At 43.1% G+C, this 18,633-nt stretch carries 14 protein-coding genes and 1 pseudogene; 7 read left to right on the top strand and 8 right to left on the bottom strand.

Features of this window, described 5'->3' with window-relative positions; translation table 11 throughout:
- Positions 1-101 precede the first annotated feature (101 nt).
- Positions 102-2,747 carry a U32 family peptidase gene (locus V7K32_RS02760; protein WP_334990129.1) on the top strand — a complete coding sequence of 882 codons (2,646 nt, stop codon included), beginning with the start codon at positions 102-104 and terminating at the stop codon, positions 2,745-2,747.
- Positions 2,748-2,882: 135 nt separating this feature from the next.
- Here the strand turns inward: V7K32_RS02760 and V7K32_RS02755 are convergent, their stop codons facing one another.
- Positions 2,883-3,260: a hypothetical protein gene (locus tag V7K32_RS02755; RefSeq protein ID WP_334990127.1), complete on the bottom strand. Its 378-nt coding sequence runs from the start codon at positions 3,258-3,260 to the stop codon at positions 2,883-2,885.
- Between the two features lie 127 nt (positions 3,261-3,387).
- On the opposite strand from V7K32_RS02755, the gene V7K32_RS02750 reads away from it, so the two are divergent.
- Positions 3,388-3,567, top strand: coding sequence for a hypothetical protein (locus V7K32_RS02750; protein WP_334990125.1), 180 nt, complete (start codon positions 3,388-3,390; stop codon positions 3,565-3,567).
- 31 nt (positions 3,568-3,598) lie between these two features.
- Here V7K32_RS02750 and V7K32_RS02745 read toward each other — a convergent pair whose 3' ends face one another.
- Together V7K32_RS02745 and V7K32_RS02740 are read right to left on the bottom strand one after the other, a co-directional pair.
- Positions 3,599-4,216, bottom strand: coding sequence for a Uma2 family endonuclease (locus V7K32_RS02745; RefSeq protein ID WP_334990123.1), 618 nt, complete (start codon positions 4,214-4,216; stop codon positions 3,599-3,601).
- 280 nt (positions 4,217-4,496) lie between these two features.
- On the bottom strand, positions 4,497-5,396 hold the full coding sequence (locus V7K32_RS02740; protein ID WP_334990122.1) for a LysR substrate-binding domain-containing protein: 900 nt from the start codon (positions 5,394-5,396) through the stop codon (positions 4,497-4,499).
- A 134-nt stretch (positions 5,397-5,530) separates the two neighbouring features.
- Here V7K32_RS02740 and V7K32_RS02735 point away from each other — a divergent pair, with 134 nt between their 5' ends.
- A complete protein-coding gene (locus tag V7K32_RS02735) occupies positions 5,531-6,307 on the top strand; it encodes a methyltransferase domain-containing protein (protein ID WP_334990120.1) in 777 nt (258 codons plus the stop codon).
- A 61-nt stretch (positions 6,308-6,368) separates the two neighbouring features.
- A complete protein-coding gene (locus tag V7K32_RS02730) occupies positions 6,369-6,914 on the top strand; it encodes a hypothetical protein (protein ID WP_334990118.1) in 546 nt (181 codons plus the stop codon).
- 89 nt (positions 6,915-7,003) lie between these two features.
- On the opposite strand, the gene V7K32_RS02725 is transcribed toward V7K32_RS02730, so the two are convergent.
- Positions 7,004-8,185 carry an extracellular solute-binding protein gene (locus V7K32_RS02725; RefSeq protein WP_334990117.1) on the bottom strand — a complete coding sequence of 394 codons (1,182 nt, stop codon included), beginning with the start codon at positions 8,183-8,185 and terminating at the stop codon, positions 7,004-7,006.
- A 356-nt stretch (positions 8,186-8,541) separates the two neighbouring features.
- Here V7K32_RS02725 and V7K32_RS02720 point away from each other — a divergent pair, with 356 nt between their 5' ends.
- Positions 8,542-8,913 carry a hypothetical protein gene (locus V7K32_RS02720; RefSeq protein ID WP_334990115.1) on the top strand — a complete coding sequence of 124 codons (372 nt, stop codon included), beginning with the start codon at positions 8,542-8,544 and terminating at the stop codon, positions 8,911-8,913.
- A 1-nt stretch (position 8,914) separates the two neighbouring features.
- On the opposite strand, the pseudogene V7K32_RS02715 reads toward V7K32_RS02720, so the two are convergent.
- Positions 8,915-9,886 (bottom strand): annotated as a pseudogene (locus tag V7K32_RS02715) (RNA-guided endonuclease InsQ/TnpB family protein); the annotation flags it as partial.
- Between the two features lie 468 nt (positions 9,887-10,354).
- On the opposite strand from V7K32_RS02715, the gene tnpA reads away from it, so the two are divergent.
- Entirely contained in the window at positions 10,355-10,777 is a 423-nt protein-coding gene (gene tnpA, locus V7K32_RS02710; RefSeq protein ID WP_334990113.1) for an IS200/IS605 family transposase, read from the top strand.
- Positions 10,778-10,962: 185 nt separating this feature from the next.
- Here tnpA and V7K32_RS02705 read toward each other — a convergent pair whose 3' ends face one another.
- The 3 genes from V7K32_RS02705 to V7K32_RS02695 form a co-directional block, all read right to left on the bottom strand.
- Positions 10,963-12,192, bottom strand: a complete 1,230-nt coding sequence (locus tag V7K32_RS02705) for a nicotinate-nucleotide--dimethylbenzimidazole phosphoribosyltransferase (protein WP_334990111.1) — start codon at positions 12,190-12,192, stop codon at positions 10,963-10,965.
- 69 nt (positions 12,193-12,261) lie between these two features.
- Positions 12,262-13,002, bottom strand: coding sequence for a DUF2232 domain-containing protein (locus tag V7K32_RS02700; RefSeq protein WP_334990110.1), 741 nt, complete (start codon positions 13,000-13,002; stop codon positions 12,262-12,264).
- A gap of 13 nt (positions 13,003-13,015) precedes the next feature.
- Positions 13,016-13,717 (bottom strand): Crp/Fnr family transcriptional regulator, encoded by a 702-nt coding sequence (locus V7K32_RS02695; RefSeq protein ID WP_334990108.1) that lies wholly within the window; start codon positions 13,715-13,717, stop codon positions 13,016-13,018.
- 540 nt (positions 13,718-14,257) lie between these two features.
- On the opposite strand from V7K32_RS02695, the gene V7K32_RS02690 reads away from it, so the two are divergent.
- A complete protein-coding gene (locus tag V7K32_RS02690; protein WP_334990106.1) occupies positions 14,258-18,376 on the top strand; it encodes a hypothetical protein in 4,119 nt (1,372 codons plus the stop codon).
- Positions 18,377-18,633 lie beyond the last annotated feature (257 nt).

The following is an 18,633-nucleotide window of genomic DNA, read 5'->3' as shown; positions in this document are numbered from 1 at the left end:
AAGTCCCTTAAATTGCCAGAGAAGAAATAGCGATCGCTCCTTCCCTCTTTCCCCCACAAACTTCGATAAAATCACTATGGTGCTAGTTAACCCTAAATCTGATGAAAAGCGATATCTCCGATGGGCAAAGCCTACGCTCCTCTGCCCCTCTTTCTCTTCAACGTCCTGAACTCCTCGCGCCAGCAGGTAATTGGGACTGTGCTAAAGCTGCTGTGGAAAATGGGGCAGATGCGATATACTTCGGTTTAGATCGCTTCAACGCCAGAATGCGGGCTGAAAATTTTACTGAAGCAGACTTACCCCAATTGATGACATTTCTCCATCGTCGCGGCGTAAAGGGTTATGTCACTGTCAACACACTAATATTTCCCAAAGAACTAGCAGAAGCACAGCAATATCTCCGCACAATTATTGCCGCAGGTGTAGATGCCGTGATTGTCCAAGATGTGGGTATATGCCGCCTCATCCGTCACCTGTCGCCCGATTTTCCCATCCATGCTTCCACCCAAATGACCATCACCAGTGCAAAAGGGGTGGAATTTGCCAAATCCCTCGGCTGTCAATTAGTCGTGCTGGCGCGTGAATGTTCTCTCAAGGAAATCAATAAAATACAGCAGCAGATTGCCCTACAAGAAACTTCGCTGCCCTTAGAAGTCTTTGTTCACGGTGCTTTGTGTGTGGCATATTCCGGTCAGTGTTTGACTAGCGAGGCTTTAGGGGGACGTTCTGCCAATCGAGGCGAATGCGCCCAAGCTTGCCGGATGCCCTATGATTTAATTGCTGATGGGCAAGTTGTAAATTTAAAAGAACGCAAATATTTACTTAGTCCTCAAGACTTAGCAGGGTTAGATGTTCTCCCAGATTTGGTGAAATCAGGAGTAACCTGTCTCAAAATTGAAGGTCGCCTGAAAGCCCCGGAGTATGTAGCTAATGTCACTCGTGTTTATCGGCAAGCCTTGGATAGGGTGATGATAGACTTGGAAAGACCTAACCCCCTAACCCCCTTCCCTCCGTTCGCGCAGCGTCTCGAAGAGAGGGAAGGGGGGATAAAAGCTCCCCTCTCCGACGCGGAGAGGGGCTGGGGGAGAGGTCAGTTAGATCAAGAACACTACAACCTAGAAATGGCATTTTCTCGCGGACTCTACACGGGTTGGTTTGGTGGGATTAATAATCAAGAACTGGTTCACGCCCGCTTTGGTAAAAAACGCGGGGTTTATTTAGGTGAAGTTACCCGCATTCACAACGAACAGGTGACAGTTAAATTGGAAGCACCTGTTAAAGCAGGAGATGGAATTGTGTTTGATTGCGGTCATCCAGAGGCGAAGGAAGAAGGCGGCCGGGTTTATGGGGTGGTGTCCAAGGGTAAAGAAGCCATGTTGTCCTTTGGACGAAATGACTTGAATCTGCGGCGAGTGCATATAGGCGATCGCATTTGGAAAACCAATGATCCAGAATTAGATAAGCAACTACGTCAAAGTTTTGCTGGCGAAAACCCTCAATTTCAGCGTCCCATTGACATTGAAGTTTATGGAGAAGTAGGTGAGATGTTGATGGCGATCGCTCGCGATCAACTCGGTAATATTGTACAGATACAGTCAGCAATTCCACTAGTTGAAGCGCATACCAAACCCCTAAATACCGACCGTTTACAAGAACAATTCGGGCGTTTGGGTAACACACCTTTCTGTATGGGAACACTAACCAACCACCTCAGCGATACCATCATGCTACCCGTAAGTGAATTAAACCGGATGCGGCGGGAAATCGTAGCACAGTTGGAAGAATTGCGAAGTCAACCCAAACGTTGGCAATTACGTCCTGATGCCTCCTTCCAAGACTTACTCCCCTCATCCCCCTCATCCCCCTCATCCCCCTCACTCATCGTCTTAGTACGAAACCTCAAGCAACTCCAAGCCGCCCTCAAAGCTGGTGTTGAAACACTTTATTGTGAATTTGAAGACCCCCGCGCCTACCAAGAAGCCGTGCAACTGGTACGCAACTCTTGTACAGACGCGATTCATCGCGTCTCCCCAAACCCCACAATTTGGGTTGCACCACCGCGAATTACTAAACCCGGAGAAAACTGGATTTTGCAGCAAATACGTGCCTGTGAAGCAGATGGCTATTTGATACGGAACTATGACCAACTGCAATTCTTTGCCGCAGACCGTTGTATTGCAGATTTCTCGCTCAACGTTGCTAATCCCTTAACAGCAGACTACTTTCAGCAACACTTTAGTTTAGAAAGACTGACGGCATCCTATGACCTAAATATTAGCCAACTCCAAGACCTCCTCACCAGTTGCCCACCACAGTGGTTTGAGGTGACAATCCATCAACATATGCCGATGTTTCACATGGAACACTGTGTATTTTGTGCCTTTCTATCAACAGGTACAGACTACACAAACTGTGGCCGACCTTGTGAAAAGCAGGAAGTTAAATTAAAAGACCGTGTAGGTAGCGAACACGTCCTTAAAGCAGATGTAGGCTGTCGCAATACTGTGTTTAACGGCACTGCCCAAACCGGAGCCGAGTACGTACAGCGTCTCATAGATTTGGGATTACGTCACTTCCGCATCGAATTTGTCAATGAAACGCCAGAACAAGTGAGTAAAACAATACATTGTTATACTCAATTATTGCAAGGTGAGATTACAGGTTCCCAATTATGGCGAGAGTTGAAATTGCAAAATCAGCTAGGCGTGACTCGTGGCCCGATGGGAGTATCAACGCTGCGATCATAATTGATTTTCTGACACAAATAACACAATATCAATACTTTTGGCTTCTTATTCCTTAAAAATGCTCAGGATACATAAAAAAATGGCTTACAAGCTGTGATGCCGTAAACCAAGTGATTACTACTGTAAATAATCCCTCTATTCCCCTAGTAGTTCTATGACCTCTTCAAGCTTGAGTTTTGCCTTGTATAGGTTGAGTAATTTTTCCTGTTCCCAACGTTGAGGTGCTTGATACCGTTTGCCCTCCATCGTCAGCTTAATTAGCGCTGCTTGTTCATCAGTGGGTGAATTCATCTGATCGAGTGCGATCATAATATCCTGATAAACTTCAAAGGATAGTTGTCTCAATCCCTTTCCCTCTTGCAGTTGGGTAAGTGCGATCGCAGGGAATGCCATTAAAGATGTAATCCAGCTAATCTTGTATCCTGCATTCCCAGTAGGCTTTAACCCATATCGCCTACACAAGTCTCTCAACTCAGCAATAGTTTTAATTTCAAGTTCTGACCGTGTGAACATAAAATAGAGTTACCCATTTTCTAAAAGTGGTATCGGTGGTGTACTGTTTTGCTGACTATTATCACCACCGATTTAACTTTATTTCGCTGTTAACACCGTATCAAGCTTTATTTACACTTCTCAACAAATGCCCAATCCTAGAGGTAATCCTCAAAATTTTGACAATCAACCAAGTAAGGAGTTGACCGAACAATTAAACTTTCGTGTTACTAAGGAAATGAAAGAAGAGGTCAAAGCACAAGACGATCCACCACAATTTTGTAGAGAAGCTATTCAAGAGGCACTAGACAAGCAAAAAAGGAAGTAGTCTAGCTACTTCTGTCTATAATCCTGAGATGTTAATTTTCTATTCGCCCAGCTTGAAAAATCTGTTCGGCGGTCAAATTTAATTCTGGGAATGTCGGGGATATGATGCGGTCATTTCCTCGAAACAGGTTAACTTGATACTCACCATCCACTAAATAGTAAACAGAAATAGTCGGTTGTTTGGGATTACCTATGTACCTTCTACCGCCTAAAGCTAAATAATCAACAATCCAGTATTCAGGAATGCCAAAAGTTTCGTAGTCAACCAGCTTGTGTGCATAATCATCCTTCCAATTAGTGCTGACGACTTCAATAACTAAGGGAACCGACGCAGCTTGAGTAACCGTTGATGACTTTTTCCACATCGGTTCTGCTGAAAGATTCTTTTGATTTATCACTATCACATCAGGGGAATAACCTGATTCTTTGTCAGGAATCTTAACTAGTGCTTGCTTGGGTATAATGTATGGGAGTTTTAATCGTTTAAACTGTAAAGTTATTTCACCAGCTAAAAAACCATTAATCTCTTCATGATCTCCTACTGGCTGCATTTCAACAATTGCTCCGTCGTGTAGTTCATAACATCCACCATCTGGCTTCCAATTGAGGAATTCTTCAAAAGCGATCGTTTTTGGTAAGGCTTGAAGCATCACACTTACTCCTGATGATGATTTAGAGTTTAGCAAATTACATGATGTCCGCATAATTAGTTATGATTCCCACAGTCATTGCATCCCAGCCCCTCCCCTTGGCAAGGGGAGGGGAGACCAAGTGTAACTTTGGTTTAATTAAGTAATTAAACGGACATGATAGAACTTGGTATTACTCGATCCGAAATGACTTGAACCTGTGCCGAGTGGATGTAGGCGATCGCATTTGAAAAACCTGAAAATAATCTTTTCCAAATACCGTAAAAAATCAGGCTGACACTTAGGTGATAACTGTTATACTTAGCACTTCTTGTCTAACTATTTCTAGAAACCTCTGCACAGTTGGAGATGTCTCGTTTTTTCGCCAAATCATTGCAATCCCAACTTTTGGGGTATGTTCTTCTAGAGTTTGATAAACTACGCCAATCCGTTGCAGGTTTTGCAAAGATGCTGGCACGATCGCCACACCCATCTCGGCTGCTACTAAGCTGACAATCGTTTGCATCTGGATTGCTTCTTGGGCAACCTTGGGACTAAAACCTGCTTGCTGACAAAGACTAATAATTAAATCGTAGAGTCCTGGTGCTAATATTCTAGGAAATAAAATAAACGGTTCATTAGTAAGCGATCGCCAAGAAACTTCAGATTGACTCGCTAGCAAATGTCCTTCAGGTAGTGCCACCATCAGCGACTCTTGAAAAATTGTTTCCCAATTAAATCTATTTTCTTCCACAGGTGGACGTAGAAATCCTATATCCATTCGACCTTCTCGCAACCACTCTAACTGTTGATCTGTAGTCAGTTCATGCAACTCAATCCTCACACCAGGAACGGAACCCCGAAAAGTTCGCAGAATATTTGGCAAAATATTATATGCCGTAGAACTGACAAAGCCAACTACCAACTGCCCAATTTCGCCCCGACTGGCTTGCTGTCCAACTTGGATTGCCTGTTGTAATTGCCTCATAATTTGCTGAACTTCACCCAGAAACACTTGCCCCGCTTCTGTTAACTGTACTTTTCGTTTCGTGCGGTGAAACAGTTCAAAACCCAATTCTTTCTCTAGCTGCCGAATTTGTTGACTTAGGGGAGGTTGGGCAATATGCAATCGTTCCGCCGCCCGTCCAAAGTGCAGTTCTTCTGCCAAGGTGACAAAGTAGCGCAAGTGTCGTAGTTCCATCTGTTCCTCTAACTCATATCTTTAAAATATTAGTTAAGCTGAAAATATATATTGGACATAATTAAAAATCTTTTTTACTCTGATGAATAGGCGGTCATAAATCCGCAAATTAACACACTGTAATTTCACTACTTATGAACAATCTTTCAATACCTAATAATTATTGGAATACTATCCTTTACGAAGATAAACACGCCTTTGTTTGGCAGTATGGTGAGGACTTATTGCAATTACTCAACCCTCAGCCAGGAGAATCCATTTTGGATCTTGGTTGTGGGACTGGACAACTCACAGAAAAAATTGCCCAAGCTGGTGCTGAAGTCATGGGAGTTGATCATGCACCCGCGATGATAGAAAAGGCCAGAGAAAACTATCCCCATATCCGCTTTGATGTTGCTGATGCTAGGAACTTTCAAGTAGATAAGCCGTTAGATGCTGTGTTTTCCAACGCTGTATTACATTGGGTGAAACAAGCAGATAGCGCGATCGCTTCCATCCATCAATCCCTAAAACCCGGAGGCCGTTTTGTGGCAGAATTTGGTGGTAAGGGAAATGTGCAAGCGATCGCCACAGCTTTAGAAAGCGCTTTAGAAGCAATTAATATCCCCACACAAGCTCTAAATCCTTGGTATTTCCCTAGTATTGGTGAATACGCCACCTTATTAGAACAGCAAGGCTTTGATATAATTTATGCCATACTTTTTGCCCGTCCAACTCCTTTAGCAGAAGGAGAAGCAGGTATGGCAAACTGGATTGAGATGTTCGCCAGCAGTTTTTTAGCAGGACTGTCTGGTGAGCAACAAATAGAAATAATTCGCGTCGTTGAGGAATATCTCAAACCAACACTGTATCAACAAGGAACTTGGATAGCAGACTATCGAAGAATTCGCATCGTTGCCATTAAACTTTAAAATGTGCGAATTTTTACTAGTGCATTAATTACGAATTACGAATTACGAATTAGTATCAGCTATGCATATATCTAAATTGTGCGATCGCCCTTGGCGCAGCCAACGCCAGAGATCACTTTCATTATTACTAACCATTAGCCTTACCACTTTACTAGTCCCGCCCTCGCTAGCGCAAACCCCCGCAATACCATCGCCTTCTAATGCGCCTCTAGAACTAGACTTATTGACTAAGCCAAAAAACTATGTAATCACAGCTAACACCATAAACCCAGAACGATTAACCGTTCCTAGTTTATGGTGGGCAAAACAAAACTCTGAGAGAAAGCTATTGGATAATTGGATAGCATATCCAGCTTCTGAAAAAGAACCTGCACGAGTAGACTTGATTGTGAATCAGCAAATTTGGAGTTTACTAGACTATGTAGAGCGCTACGACTTCGTAAATCGCTTGGGTAGCACTGCACGGAACTTTGGTTACAACGTCCGAGTATTTAATTATCAAAAAGAACCCTTAGCAACCTACACTTGCAACTTTAGTACAAGTCCAGCTTTATGCAGTATCCAAACGGCTGTTAAAAACAAGATAGGGTTAGAGCATTTACTCTAGTAAATAGTTAGGAGTTAGGAGTTAGGAGTTAGGAATTGGAGGAGATGAGGGAGATGGGAAAATTTCAATTCCCAATGCCCAATTCTCAATTAAACCTTAATTTTGGCGAATAAAGACTCGTATTGTTTTATTGCTGATGGGGATAAGGGGAGTAAAAATTCGCTTTTATCAAAAACTTGGCGTAGGCGTAGCCCGTCGTAGACATCGCTTTGTAAAATGCTCCATAATGGCTCTTGGATATCGGAAGCGACAATATTTGTAGAAATTGGCGAATTACTTTTGGTCAGCACCGAAATTTGTTTAGCTATGCTTGGTTGCCAACAAAAGTCAATCCATTGATCTGATAAACTACTCTTAGTAGTAATACCTGCGGGACGTACCCACAAGTCTGCCCAGATTGCTGTTCCTGACTGGGGAATAACTGCGCCAAGTTGCGGATAACGTCCCAGAACAGGCAATACATCGCTTGACCAACCAACCGCTAGCCAAGTGTCTCCCATAATTAGAGGTTCTAAATAGTTATTGGAACTGTAGAACTTTACCTGTTGGTTTAATCTGTGTAATTCCTTTTCCAAGTCTGGTACTTGGTCAAGATTCTCTGTATTATAAGATTTTCCTAGCTTCTTTAAAACCAAACCAATAACTTCTCGTGGTTGATTGAGTAGGGAAATCTGCTGCTGCACTCCATCTCGCCACAAATCGCTCCAATCTTTGGGCGTCCATCCCAATTTTCGCAACTTGTCACGGTTATAAACAATCACTGTGCTACCCCACCGATAAGGCGCACCCCACACCTTCCCTTGAGTATCCAAGTTACCTTGGTCGTTGCGCGTTACAAGTTGTTTCCACCTTTGATCTAAAGCAGGCCACTGCTTTAATTGGTTTCCCTGTACCTCTTGGAGTGGTTGAATCAGTTTCTGCTCAATAGCTGCTTTTAGCCAGTAATCTCCCAATGTCACTAGGTCTACATCAGCTATTTTTTGACCTTGCATAAAGGGTATAAAGCGTTTCCATCCCTGCTCATCAGTGGCTTTTGGTTTCTGCTGCCAATTTTGTAATTGCTGAAATAAATCTTGTATCTGCTCAACTGGAGCAAACTTTAACTGCACCTGTTGCTGCAAACCTTTGTGGAACTGATTAACCACTTGGCCAGGTATAGAACCTTTTAATAACTGTACTTTTAGTTGCTTCTGCTTGTTTCCACCACAGCCAAAAAGCAGTTGTGAAAATGCCAGTGTGCTTGTACCTAGCAAAAAAGACCGTCGATCCATTGATTTGGGATTTGAGATTTTTGATTATACCTAATATTAAGCAGAGATTCACCAGAGGCTGACTAACAGAAAAAGTGGAATTGGAAAATTATCGGTATTTTTTTTTGGTAATAGCGATAAATCTGAAATATTTGCTCAAAATAGCGACTTTATCGGCAAATAACTGCCTAAAGATTAATTTTTATCCATAAATTTACTTATTGGTACTTATGCTAAAATTTTACTTATATTTAGAATTGATGATTAAAATGTCACATTTGCAGCAAAAATTATCAATACTTAAATAATCCCTAAGTATAGTTAACCTTGAGAGTAAATTGAATAACATAAAGAAAATATACGGATGAGGGTATTAAATGGAGCCATTACAGAAGCAAATCCTGACTTTAAGCGAAAAACTGGATACCCTCTGCCAAGTGATTGAGCAGCTTGATGGTAAAGTCGCTCAAGCTTTCTCAGAGTGTTCTCTAGCGAATACACAAGCAAAGCATAATGAGCAGGAAAATAGCGCGGCTGGAGGCTACCAGTTCAAAGGACGTAACAATTTAAATCCAGAAATGGAACACAAGGATGTCTTGATAGATGGCATTTATCTAGATATGCATCGTCAAAGTAGAGATAATATAACACCAGAAATTCAAATACAACGGCTGACAGCACAATTAACAGCAGCATACAATCGCATTGCTGCCTTGGAAGAACAATTACTTAGAGAGAGAATTCAATGAACTACCCCTGGCTAACTTCGTTTGAGCCAGGGGTTTCTACATTCCCTGACATAGCCTGAGATTTTTGACGCTTCGCACGACCAAGTTGCTTCATACTTCCCGCAGTTTTACGGGTGTGTGAAGTAGAGCTACAATCATCCACGTCTGAGAAGCTAGTTCCTAGCTCCTGTAGATTATTTGAGCACCAAGCAAGCATAACTTCAGCGGCAGCAATGTCGCGCTGCTGAGTATATCCGCAGTTTGAGCAAAGATGAATTCTTTGGTCTAAGGTTTTCTTTTCTTGATGTCCACATTTAGGGCAAGTTTGAGATGGTTTTACCTTGCGCGTTGGCACTTCAAAATACTTCCCGCCCACATCATCTAACTTGGCTTTTAGGGCATCTTTTCTCATGCCCATTCCAACATCAAGTATCGATTTATTCAGCCCAGCCTTCTGCTTTCTGCGTTTGCCTCTTTTAGCTTTCGCACTGATATTTTTGACTTCTAACTTTTCTGTGACTACCGTGCTGTTGCTAATTATCCGTGTAGTCTCAAGATGCACCCAATTCTGACGCTGTAAGCCAACTTTTCTGCTCAGTCTACTAACCTGCTTTTGGGCTTTCCTCCATCGCCTAGAAGCCTTAATCTTTTTCTTGAAATTAGGTGAACGTTTACGGCGTTTAACCTTGCTTAATCGTTTGTTTTCTTTATCAGCTTTCCTCAAAAATCGAGGTGCTGGCACTAATCCGTTTTCCACGCCATTAGTCCACGCGATAGCATCGTTACACCCTAAGTCAATAGCGATTATTCCTGTATCGGTTTTGCGGCTATTTTTGAGCAAAGTTTGGTCAATTTGGAGTACCACGGAAGCATACCATTTACCATTACGATGAACGATATCAACTGACTTAGGATGTCCCCAGAGTCTAGCTTTGCCGCGTATCTGTATCTGACCAATCTTCGCTAATTCTAAATAACCATTATCCCCTGTGCTGTGAAGTTTCCAGCCCGTAAATGATGGGTAACTCTACCCTGAATAATGCCTGATTGATTTTAATCTGGGATACTTGGCTAGTCCCTTAAAGAAACGTTGAAAGGCAAAATCAACACGCTTCAAAGTTGCTTGTAATGTTTGAGAATTACACAATGAGTATTCTACCCAAACTTCCTTGAAATCTGGTAAACAATTCTGTTGCTCAAAGTATGAGACAGACTTACCAAATTTTTTGTAAGAATTGATTCTATTGTGTATCGCGGCGTTATAGATTTCTTTGTGCAACTTCCTGTGATAATGCAATATCGCATTCATCTTCTTACTTGGATATAGCCTAAAAGTTGCTCTGCGTAACGCCACCTTGAATTACCTCCCATTCAGTTTGCCGACTTATGATATAATCTCATGACATCATTCAGTTGTGAAAGTGTCCGGGGGGATACTCCCCCCGGCGCATTTCACGTCAAGATGGAAACTCAACTAAGAAAAGGCGCTCATGCTGTTTTTAACATTCAGTTTCATATAATATTTGTTACGAAATATCGTAAAAGTGTTATCAATGAAGCGATACTCTCTAAACTGCGAGAAGTTTTTAGTAGAGTATGCGAAAAAAGAAAGTGCGAATTGGTAGAGTTTAATGGTGAAGATGATCATGTACATTTATTGGTAGATGCACATCCAGATAATAATATTTCCCAGTTAATTAGTTTCCTGAAGTCTGCTTCAAGTCGTATTATTAGGAAAGAGTTTGAAATTTATCTAAAACAGTTTTATTGGAAAAAAGAAGATCCTAGTTTTTGGACAGATGCTTACTGCATTGTTTCGACTGGTGGCGCACCACTAGAAGTCGTGAAAGAATATATCAAAGCACAGCAAAAACCTAAAATGTAGTAATTGCCAAAAACTCAACTGCCCTATCACTTTTTTTACCTGCGGTAAAATTTAGTAATAGGGCGTTTCATTTTTGACTCGCTTACATCCCCTCCCTGCCTTTGGCGCTAGGTTGGGGAATTACGCGATACTCGTTAAATTTAGTTTGTTGTACTAGATAAGGCACGGAGATAAAGAGCTACGAATTAATGAAATGCTGTACTTAGCCGTTCAAGTTGGCCTTCAATGGCTGCCAAAAGTTGGTGTTGCTGCCAATCTTGGCTAAGATGGGCGGCTATGCAAGCACCTCCAGCACCCATACCTTCTTTGACAAAGCCCTGCTCATAAGCTCTCAGTTGGGGATAACGAGAATCAGCAAAGCTTAGATGAGTTGCTAATAGAGGGGGGATTCTTCCACTCTGAGTTAAGCTGGCTTTTCCTAAGTTGAGGGCTAAGTCAACTGTAGCGCCAGTGGGATCTTCTGCCACCCAGCGAGTTGTGCCGACAACGACTTCTTCTGGTTGCCATGATAAAGCATAAGTTTGAGCGATCGCACCCATCAGCGCATAAACCGCCAGCATTTGCGTCCCACCAGCAAGCATTACACCACAACTCCGGCTAGCAGCGATCGCCATCCCAGCTACGACCACTTGCATCGGATCACCCACAGCAGCGACAAGTTGCAAGGGGTCAACTGGGGAACATGAGGAGGATGAGGACGACAAAGTAAAATTTTCTCCCCCTGCCCCCCCTGCCCCCCCTGCCCCCCCTGCTCCCTCATCTCCCCCTGGCCACTGCCCCCTGCTCCCCCTCATCTTCTCCAGCCCAGCTTGCACTAATGCCCACTTTTGCGCGTGGTTACAAATAGGGTGGCTACTGTTAACTTTTCCGGTAGCATCTATACCCAAACCAGTTAAAATTGCCAGGGCAGTTGTAGTGCCTCCAACGACGCACTCACCGAGAATCACATACTTATGTTGGTTATTAGCAGCAAGGCGTTCTCCCCAAAGTAGTCCTTGTTTAAACAAGTGGTGTACCGTTGTAATTTCCATAGCAGCACCACTACTTAAACATCGAGCAACCGTGCCGCCTAAATCAATTACTGGCACAGCAGGAGGCTGGGGCAAACCAGCATTAAACAAATGAACTGGTATCTTTAGTGACTCAAAGACAGCGCGAGAAATCAGCACAGGTGAAGCCCCGGCCGCTAATGGCGGTAAGGGATATTGGGCTTTATGTTCTGGCCCGTAGTACAAAAACTCGGCATCGGCACAAGCAGTATATTTCCGATCCTCTGGAGTGCGACCGGCTGCTGAAATCCCTGGAATTAAACCAGTTTCAGTAAATCCTAAAACACAGGCAAATACGGGTAGATAGCCACGATACCGTCGCAGCCATTCTTCACCCTGTTCTTTTTGCGTATAAATACTAATCATTTGCAAAGTTAGGAGTTAGGAGTTAGAAGTTAGGAGTTGAATTCATAACTTTTAACTCCTAACTCCTCACTATCCCTCATAATCCATGAGGACTTGTACCCAGCGTGGTGGAGGGGGAATGGGGTTACCCAGACGCTCAAAAAGGAACCATGCTGCCAGGTGTACTACAAAAAGGTAGATAAAGTTGTTGAGTACAATTAGAGCGATCGCTCCCACTTGAATCAAAAACACACTGGGACTCGCCAACAAACTCATCTTCAAAAATAGCCACTCTATGAACTCAGTCACCTGGGTAATTACATAAATCCACAGGTCTTCACCTGACAAAACAGACAACAACCACAGCCGAAAAAAGACTCCCAAAGTCCCCAACAGCGTACCCAAGGTGATAGAAACAATCCAGGGTATACGGCGACGATACCAGGTTGCTCCTAAAAGCACGCCCATAAAAGCGTAGGGCATAACAAACAGCAAACTGCGGGCTGGCCCCATCAGTACCGTCAGCAGTAACCCGGAGGTGAGTGCTGACATCCATGCCGCACGCCTGCCCCAACGCAGATAAACTAGAGCGATCGGTATCGGAAAAAATATCCGCAAAACTGGCCCCAAGGGAAAGTAGAAATTAATAAACCAAATCAAGCTAGCGGCACTGGCTAAAAACGCCGTTTCCACCATTCTCAAGGGCGCATCAGCTTTGAGTTGAGGAGGCATTAACTGCTGTTCTTTTTCTAACCAATGATTGTGGGGAGTTGGAGACTCAGGGGATGGATTTTCCTCTGGCTCATCTGGGAGAGAATCTAAAATACTCATATCTGACAAGTTTTTAAACAATCATTCTTTCCAAGGCTGACAAATCGGGAATGCAAATAGTGTCTTGATCCCGTTTAATCAAGCCTTTTTTTTCTAGCCTTGTCAACACTCGTGTCACAGTTTCCCGCGCCAGTCCGCTCAAACTACTCAATTCCCGATGAGGTAAATTGGGGATTTCAGTTCCTGTTTGCCCTTTTTTTCCCTGGCCTTCTGCCAAAAATAGCAACGTATCTGCCACCCGTGACTGGCTATCAGATTCTCGCAACCGCAATCGGCGATTTACTTGCCGCAAACGTCGTGCCATTAGTTGCGCCAATCGAACTCCCGCTAAGGGTTCTATCTGAAGTAACTTGACAAAATCCTGAGCAGGCATACTACCAATTACTGTTGGGGCCAAGGTAATCACATCTGTCGATCGAGGCACTTCATCTAGCGCCGCCATTTCACCAAACAATTCCCCTTTGCCAAGAATATTCAGCGTTATCTCTTTTCCTTCCAGATTGTAGGTGCGAATTTTTACCCATCCGTCCAAAATAAAATACACAGAACCGCCCCAGTCATTTTCCAGCAAAATTACCTGATTAGCTGGGTGAGTGCGGGTAACAAGATGGATAAGTGCTGATTCTACAGCACTTTCTGGCAACCCTTGAAAAAAGGGAGCCGAGGCGATCATCCAGGAATTAGCCTGTGCTTGCAAGCTATATCGGTCTTCCATTACGACATCTTTATTCAAGCGGCTGTATACACACAACAAACAAGAGCGCCATTTTCAGCCTAAGCTATCATTGCACAGTTCCCTTTCAAAAAAAACTAAACTATGCTAAATAAGAAAGCGATAAGAACGTTTTTATAAATAATCTTTACCTATAAGTTTAAACGGGGTAAAAGTTTTGCAAAAAGTAGTTTATAGCCGGCGGTTGTATTACTTAGGGGCTAGCTGCACTGCAAACTTGATTAGTTCAGAATATAGGCAAACAACATTAATGATACTAAAGGGAGTAAATTATTGCTCAGGTATTTTAGCGATTTTCAAAAATAGGCAATTAATGATCTGTAAAACTAAGCTTCCACACAAAAGCTGACTGAAGATTGCCACGACTGGCAGTAATCCATAACATAATGACAGTCACAAGTCCCTTGGGGCTTTTGCCACTCAAAACTTCTCCTATGGGGATCTTGCGTTCCCATAGGTGTACGGTGATTGTAAAGTAATTGTCAGATTAGTTGACATATATATCTAGGTAAGGTAATCAAAGTGACTTCCAGTGCAGACGAAATTCAAAAATTGATCGCAGACATTGACAACTTACTTGCTAGTGGTGGCAAGCGGATGTCTAGATTTCTGTCTGGTCAGGCGCAAGAGCCTAAAGAAGTTTTAGAACGAATTCGCAACTTCTTGGTGAGGCTAGAAGAAAAAGAACCATTAGAGAACGGCATCCCAAATCAGTCTTCTGAAGAACGGCGATCGCCTTTATTAACAAAATTTATTGATCGAGGTAATAACCAGTATCCACTACCCCAGTCCAAATCTAATCAGGAACAGAGTACTGTTGGCGGAGGACAATTAAAAAGTGAATTTTCGAGCTTGATCCAGCCATTGCGATCGGAATTAGAATTGCTCTTGCAAGAGCGAGCCGCTCTCATACAGGAAATTAAGCAGCTAGAGCAAAGGCGATTGCAAAATTACTCCTTAGCGCAGCAGTTGACAAACCAAGAGCAGATAATTACCGAGTTTTTACAGGTACTGATGAGTCGTATTGTGCCAAGTTTAACGCCACTGATAGCACAGACGCGGGAGAATTTTGCCAGTTCTTCAGGAGCAAATAGTAGAAACTCAGAACCAGGAATTTCTGCAACTCAACCGTTATTAGAATCCCCAGACCCTACGGAACGTTTAACTCACCTGGCCAGAGAGTTGGATCAACGTTTATTATCACTAGATGGGACTGTAAATGTAGTCTTTGAGGCACTACAGCGCAACATTAATACTTATCACGAGTCGCTGTCGCAAGCATTAGCAAGAATGCATAGTCAGGGGATGCAAGGCGAACAGTTGATGACTAGCTTTCTCAACAATTTGACCCAGCATTTGCAGGAGCGATCGCCTAGTTCCCAGCTATCTTTGCTTGAGGTCGATGATACATCACCATCATTGCCTGACCCCACCGAGATTACTGCTGGAATTGCACCCGAACCCTTGGAGCTTATACAGCCAGAAACATCTTTACTCACAATTGATCATTCTAAGCAACAGGATACTAATATTACAGAAGATTTAGATGCAGCGCTGTTGCAGCTTGGTATACACTCGTCTCAATCTTCCCAGCAGTCCGAATTACCGCAAGATATTTCTGCATTAATTGGTAATGAAGTAGACCAACTTTTCGCCAGCTTGTTTGGTACTGGTGATGTTAAAAATCAAAGTCTTGAGGTTTCCACCGCCTCAGAGTCAACGTTGAACATCGCTGAGGGCGCATCCCTCCCTCCAATGGATTCTGAGGCTGTAACAGCAGATACGGATTTGTTCGATCTAAGCAACGTTCACCCACAAACAACCCAAGAGACTCCAGTAAAAACTACAGATTTATCAGATTCAGAGGAAGAACTATTTTTTGAAGAAGATACAGATATAGAGCTTGTTATCTCTACTCCACCAGCAGTTTCCGCAACAGACAGCTTGGAGATAGGCAATCAGCCAGCTAAGGCTGATACAATTAATACTCTAACTGAGCTATTGCCTGATACAGGTAACGATCAAGAACTGCTGGAAGTGTCATTTTCTGAGGATAATGGCACAACTACAGCACCAGTTACTCCCGAAGTAACGGAAATTGCGAATAATGGCACAACTACAGCACCAGTTACTCCCGAAGTAACGGAAATTGCGAATAATGGCACAACTACAGCACCAGTTACTCCAGAAGTAGCGGAAATTGCGGAAATTGCGTTGGCAAAGCCTACCGTAGGTATCGGCACACCAAAAGTATTAATTAACGACGATCAGCCAGAACCGTTTTCAGATGACTACATTGCTGCTTCGCCACAAGAAAACTTGCTTTCTCTTGAGTCAAACCAGGCTCCAGCCGTACCTGATATTTCTTTAGATGAAGAACAGTTGCAGCAATTAGATCGGGATTTGGCTAATTTTGATCGGCAGCTGAATTATGAATTGCAGCCAGCTACCAACTTGGATATTTTCCCAGAACTACTTGATGAAAATCAAGACTTAATCCCCATAACTTCCCGTGAGGCGCTAACAGAAAATACCTCAACTGCTGCTTTCTCAAGTTTGGTAGTTCCCCAGGTAGAAACTGAACAACAAAAGCAAGTCACCCCTCCTGTTGAAGAAAGTTCTTTACCTCCAATTTCCAACTCCATCAACAATCCAGAAGTTTCGCTCAATGTTGTAGAATCAGTCTGGTATTTAGGAATTGATTTAGGTACAACAGGAATTTCTGCGGCATTATTAAATCGCTCTACTTTTGTTGTACATCCTATCTACTGGTCAGCAGAAAATCCGCCAGGAACAACTTCCTTCCAGCAATCATTTCGTTTACCAACAGAGGTTTATCTGCCTACAGCTTCTATACCTCACGGAGAGAACGAAAGTATAGAAGTACATGAGCGGACTGCACCGGCGGCTGTTGCTCAAGATAAAGTACCCGATCGCGCGGCCAACCCCAATGCAAGACAAAGAACAGCAGATGCGACGACAAATAATCTCTACTCGGCGCAGTTGAAGCCTTATTTACAAGTAGCCATTCCCTACAAAAGTGAACGGCAGAAATGGGAACCTGTTTTGCAATTAAATGAATTTTCCGCAGGGCCTTTAATTTGGGTTGTGCGATCGCTCTCTAAGCTACTATTAACCCTCAAATCTGAAAAAACTTGTACCACCCCTAGTTTAATGGCTGCTGCTATGGGGATCAGCGAACAAGATTTCCCCAAAATTATCAATAATATTGCTGGTGTAATTTGCACCTGTCCATCTAGTTGGTCGGAACAATACCGCTTTAACGTGCGGTCAGCTTTACTTACCAGTAAACTGATCCAACATCCGCAGCAAGTCTTTTTTGTCGAAGAAGCGATCGCTAGTTTACTTCCAGAACTCGATGCTGCTAACGGTGAGCAAGTAAAATTAAGCAAACATCAGGGTTCTCATCCGGCAAAAACCAGCGAACATCCCATTGTTGGCAATACCCTTGTGATTAACATTGGCACAACTGCCACAGAAATGTTGTTGGTCAATCTCCCAGAAACATTGCAGCAATTGACATACAATGATTTCATGCTCCACAGTTTTGCTTATGCTGGTAAGGGAATTGAACAAGATATCATCTGCCAGCTGCTATTGCCACCTAAATCTCGGCAATCACGCCCACAAACAGAAAGCGATGCCTCCGGCGGGCTACGCCTAGGTAAAACTACCACCAATAATCCTTGGCAATGGCAATCGTCAATTCCCGGTTTAGACCAAATGCGCTGGCAGAGTTTAGGGTTGGAACAATTAGAACTACCCAGAGTCGGAGAGCCAGATATCACCGCTCGGATTCGCCTCCAGCAGCGTCTAGAGAGTTCCCTGCTGGGACAGGCGGTATTAGATGCCGCACTAGCTCTAAAGCTGATTTTGCAACACCAAGACTCGTTTACCCTAGAATTGGCCGATCAGCAATGGATTTTGCCGCGACGAGATTTAGAAAGCCAGGTATTTATCCCCTTTGTGCGTCGCCTGAACCGAGAACTTAACAAGTTGTTGGTAGCTCGTGGCATCCCCACAGAATCCATTAATCAAGCTATCCTGACTGGTGGGGTGGCTTGTGTGGGGACAGTGAATCGCTGGCTCCGGCAAAAACTCCCCAGCGCTAAAATTATTCAAGATTTATATCTTGGCGAAAACGGCGCTCCCAATTGCAGTCGCGTTGCTCATGGTTTGGCGATGCTGCCTCTGCATCCCCAGATTTTAGATATACCCAGGCAACAATATACTGATTATTTCTTATTTACAGAATTGCTGCGGTTGCTACCAGACCGACCCTTATCTTTCGGTGAAGTTATCCAGTTATTTGAGGATCGTGGGATCAATACTCGCACTTGTCAGCAACGCCTGCTGGCTTTTTTGGAAGGTGAACTGCCTTCGGGTTTGATACCTTCAGTTACAGATTCGGCTTGGCTTACTCAAAGTTCACAAGAAAATCCTGACTATGAAGCGATCGCTACAGCACCACTTTTTGAAAAACAAGGCAATCTCACATATCGTCCCAATTCCCAACAACTGTTGTCTTTGCGTCGCTATCTAAATGCAATTAAGGCTAGTAATCAGCAATCACTCGAGGAAGCATATATTGTCAATTTCGCTTTAGAGGTTAATCATTGAGATTAAGTACATCACGGATGTGTCTTTCTAAGTCGGTCACATCCTGATGGGCTTTCTGTCCTCAACACTGGAGTAATATTTTGGATATGTATCCATATTAACTACTTTATTCGATATATTAAATACTGTAATTTTACAATTTTCCACCTTAATTAAAAGATTCTGTAAACTTGGGGTTTTCCGTTTTTATATTGCTTTATTTTTCTGTATGTTAGCACTCAGTAGTATTGGCAAAAGCAACAAAAATCGCCTAAAAA

Origin of the sequence: Nostoc sp. (assembly GCF_036917635.1) — a bacterium.
Lineage (GTDB): Bacteria > Cyanobacteriota > Cyanobacteriia > Cyanobacteriales > Nostocaceae > Nostoc.
This window is presented reverse-complemented; position numbering and strand designations above follow the sequence as displayed.

Coding starts and splice junctions, on each gene's coding strand:
- V7K32_RS02760 (WP_334990129.1), top strand. CDS start 102: ATGAAAAGCGATATCTCCGATGGGCAAAGCCTACGCTCCTCTGCCCCT.
- V7K32_RS02755 (WP_334990127.1), bottom strand. CDS start 3,260: ATGTTCACACGGTCAGAACTTGAAATTAAAACTATTGCTGAGTTGAGA.
- V7K32_RS02750 (WP_334990125.1), top strand. CDS start 3,388: ATGCCCAATCCTAGAGGTAATCCTCAAAATTTTGACAATCAACCAAGT.
- V7K32_RS02745 (WP_334990123.1), bottom strand. CDS start 4,216: ATGCTTCAAGCCTTACCAAAAACGATCGCTTTTGAAGAATTCCTCAAT.
- V7K32_RS02740 (WP_334990122.1), bottom strand. CDS start 5,396: ATGGAACTACGACACTTGCGCTACTTTGTCACCTTGGCAGAAGAACTG.
- V7K32_RS02735 (WP_334990120.1), top strand. CDS start 5,531: ATGAACAATCTTTCAATACCTAATAATTATTGGAATACTATCCTTTAC.
- V7K32_RS02730 (WP_334990118.1), top strand. CDS start 6,369: ATGCATATATCTAAATTGTGCGATCGCCCTTGGCGCAGCCAACGCCAG.
- V7K32_RS02725 (WP_334990117.1), bottom strand. CDS start 8,185: ATGGATCGACGGTCTTTTTTGCTAGGTACAAGCACACTGGCATTTTCA.
- V7K32_RS02720 (WP_334990115.1), top strand. CDS start 8,542: ATGGAGCCATTACAGAAGCAAATCCTGACTTTAAGCGAAAAACTGGAT.
- tnpA (WP_334990113.1), top strand. CDS start 10,355: ATGGAAACTCAACTAAGAAAAGGCGCTCATGCTGTTTTTAACATTCAG.
- V7K32_RS02705 (WP_334990111.1), bottom strand. CDS start 12,192: ATGATTAGTATTTATACGCAAAAAGAACAGGGTGAAGAATGGCTGCGA.
- V7K32_RS02700 (WP_334990110.1), bottom strand. CDS start 13,002: ATGAGTATTTTAGATTCTCTCCCAGATGAGCCAGAGGAAAATCCATCC.
- V7K32_RS02695 (WP_334990108.1), bottom strand. CDS start 13,717: ATGGAAGACCGATATAGCTTGCAAGCACAGGCTAATTCCTGGATGATC.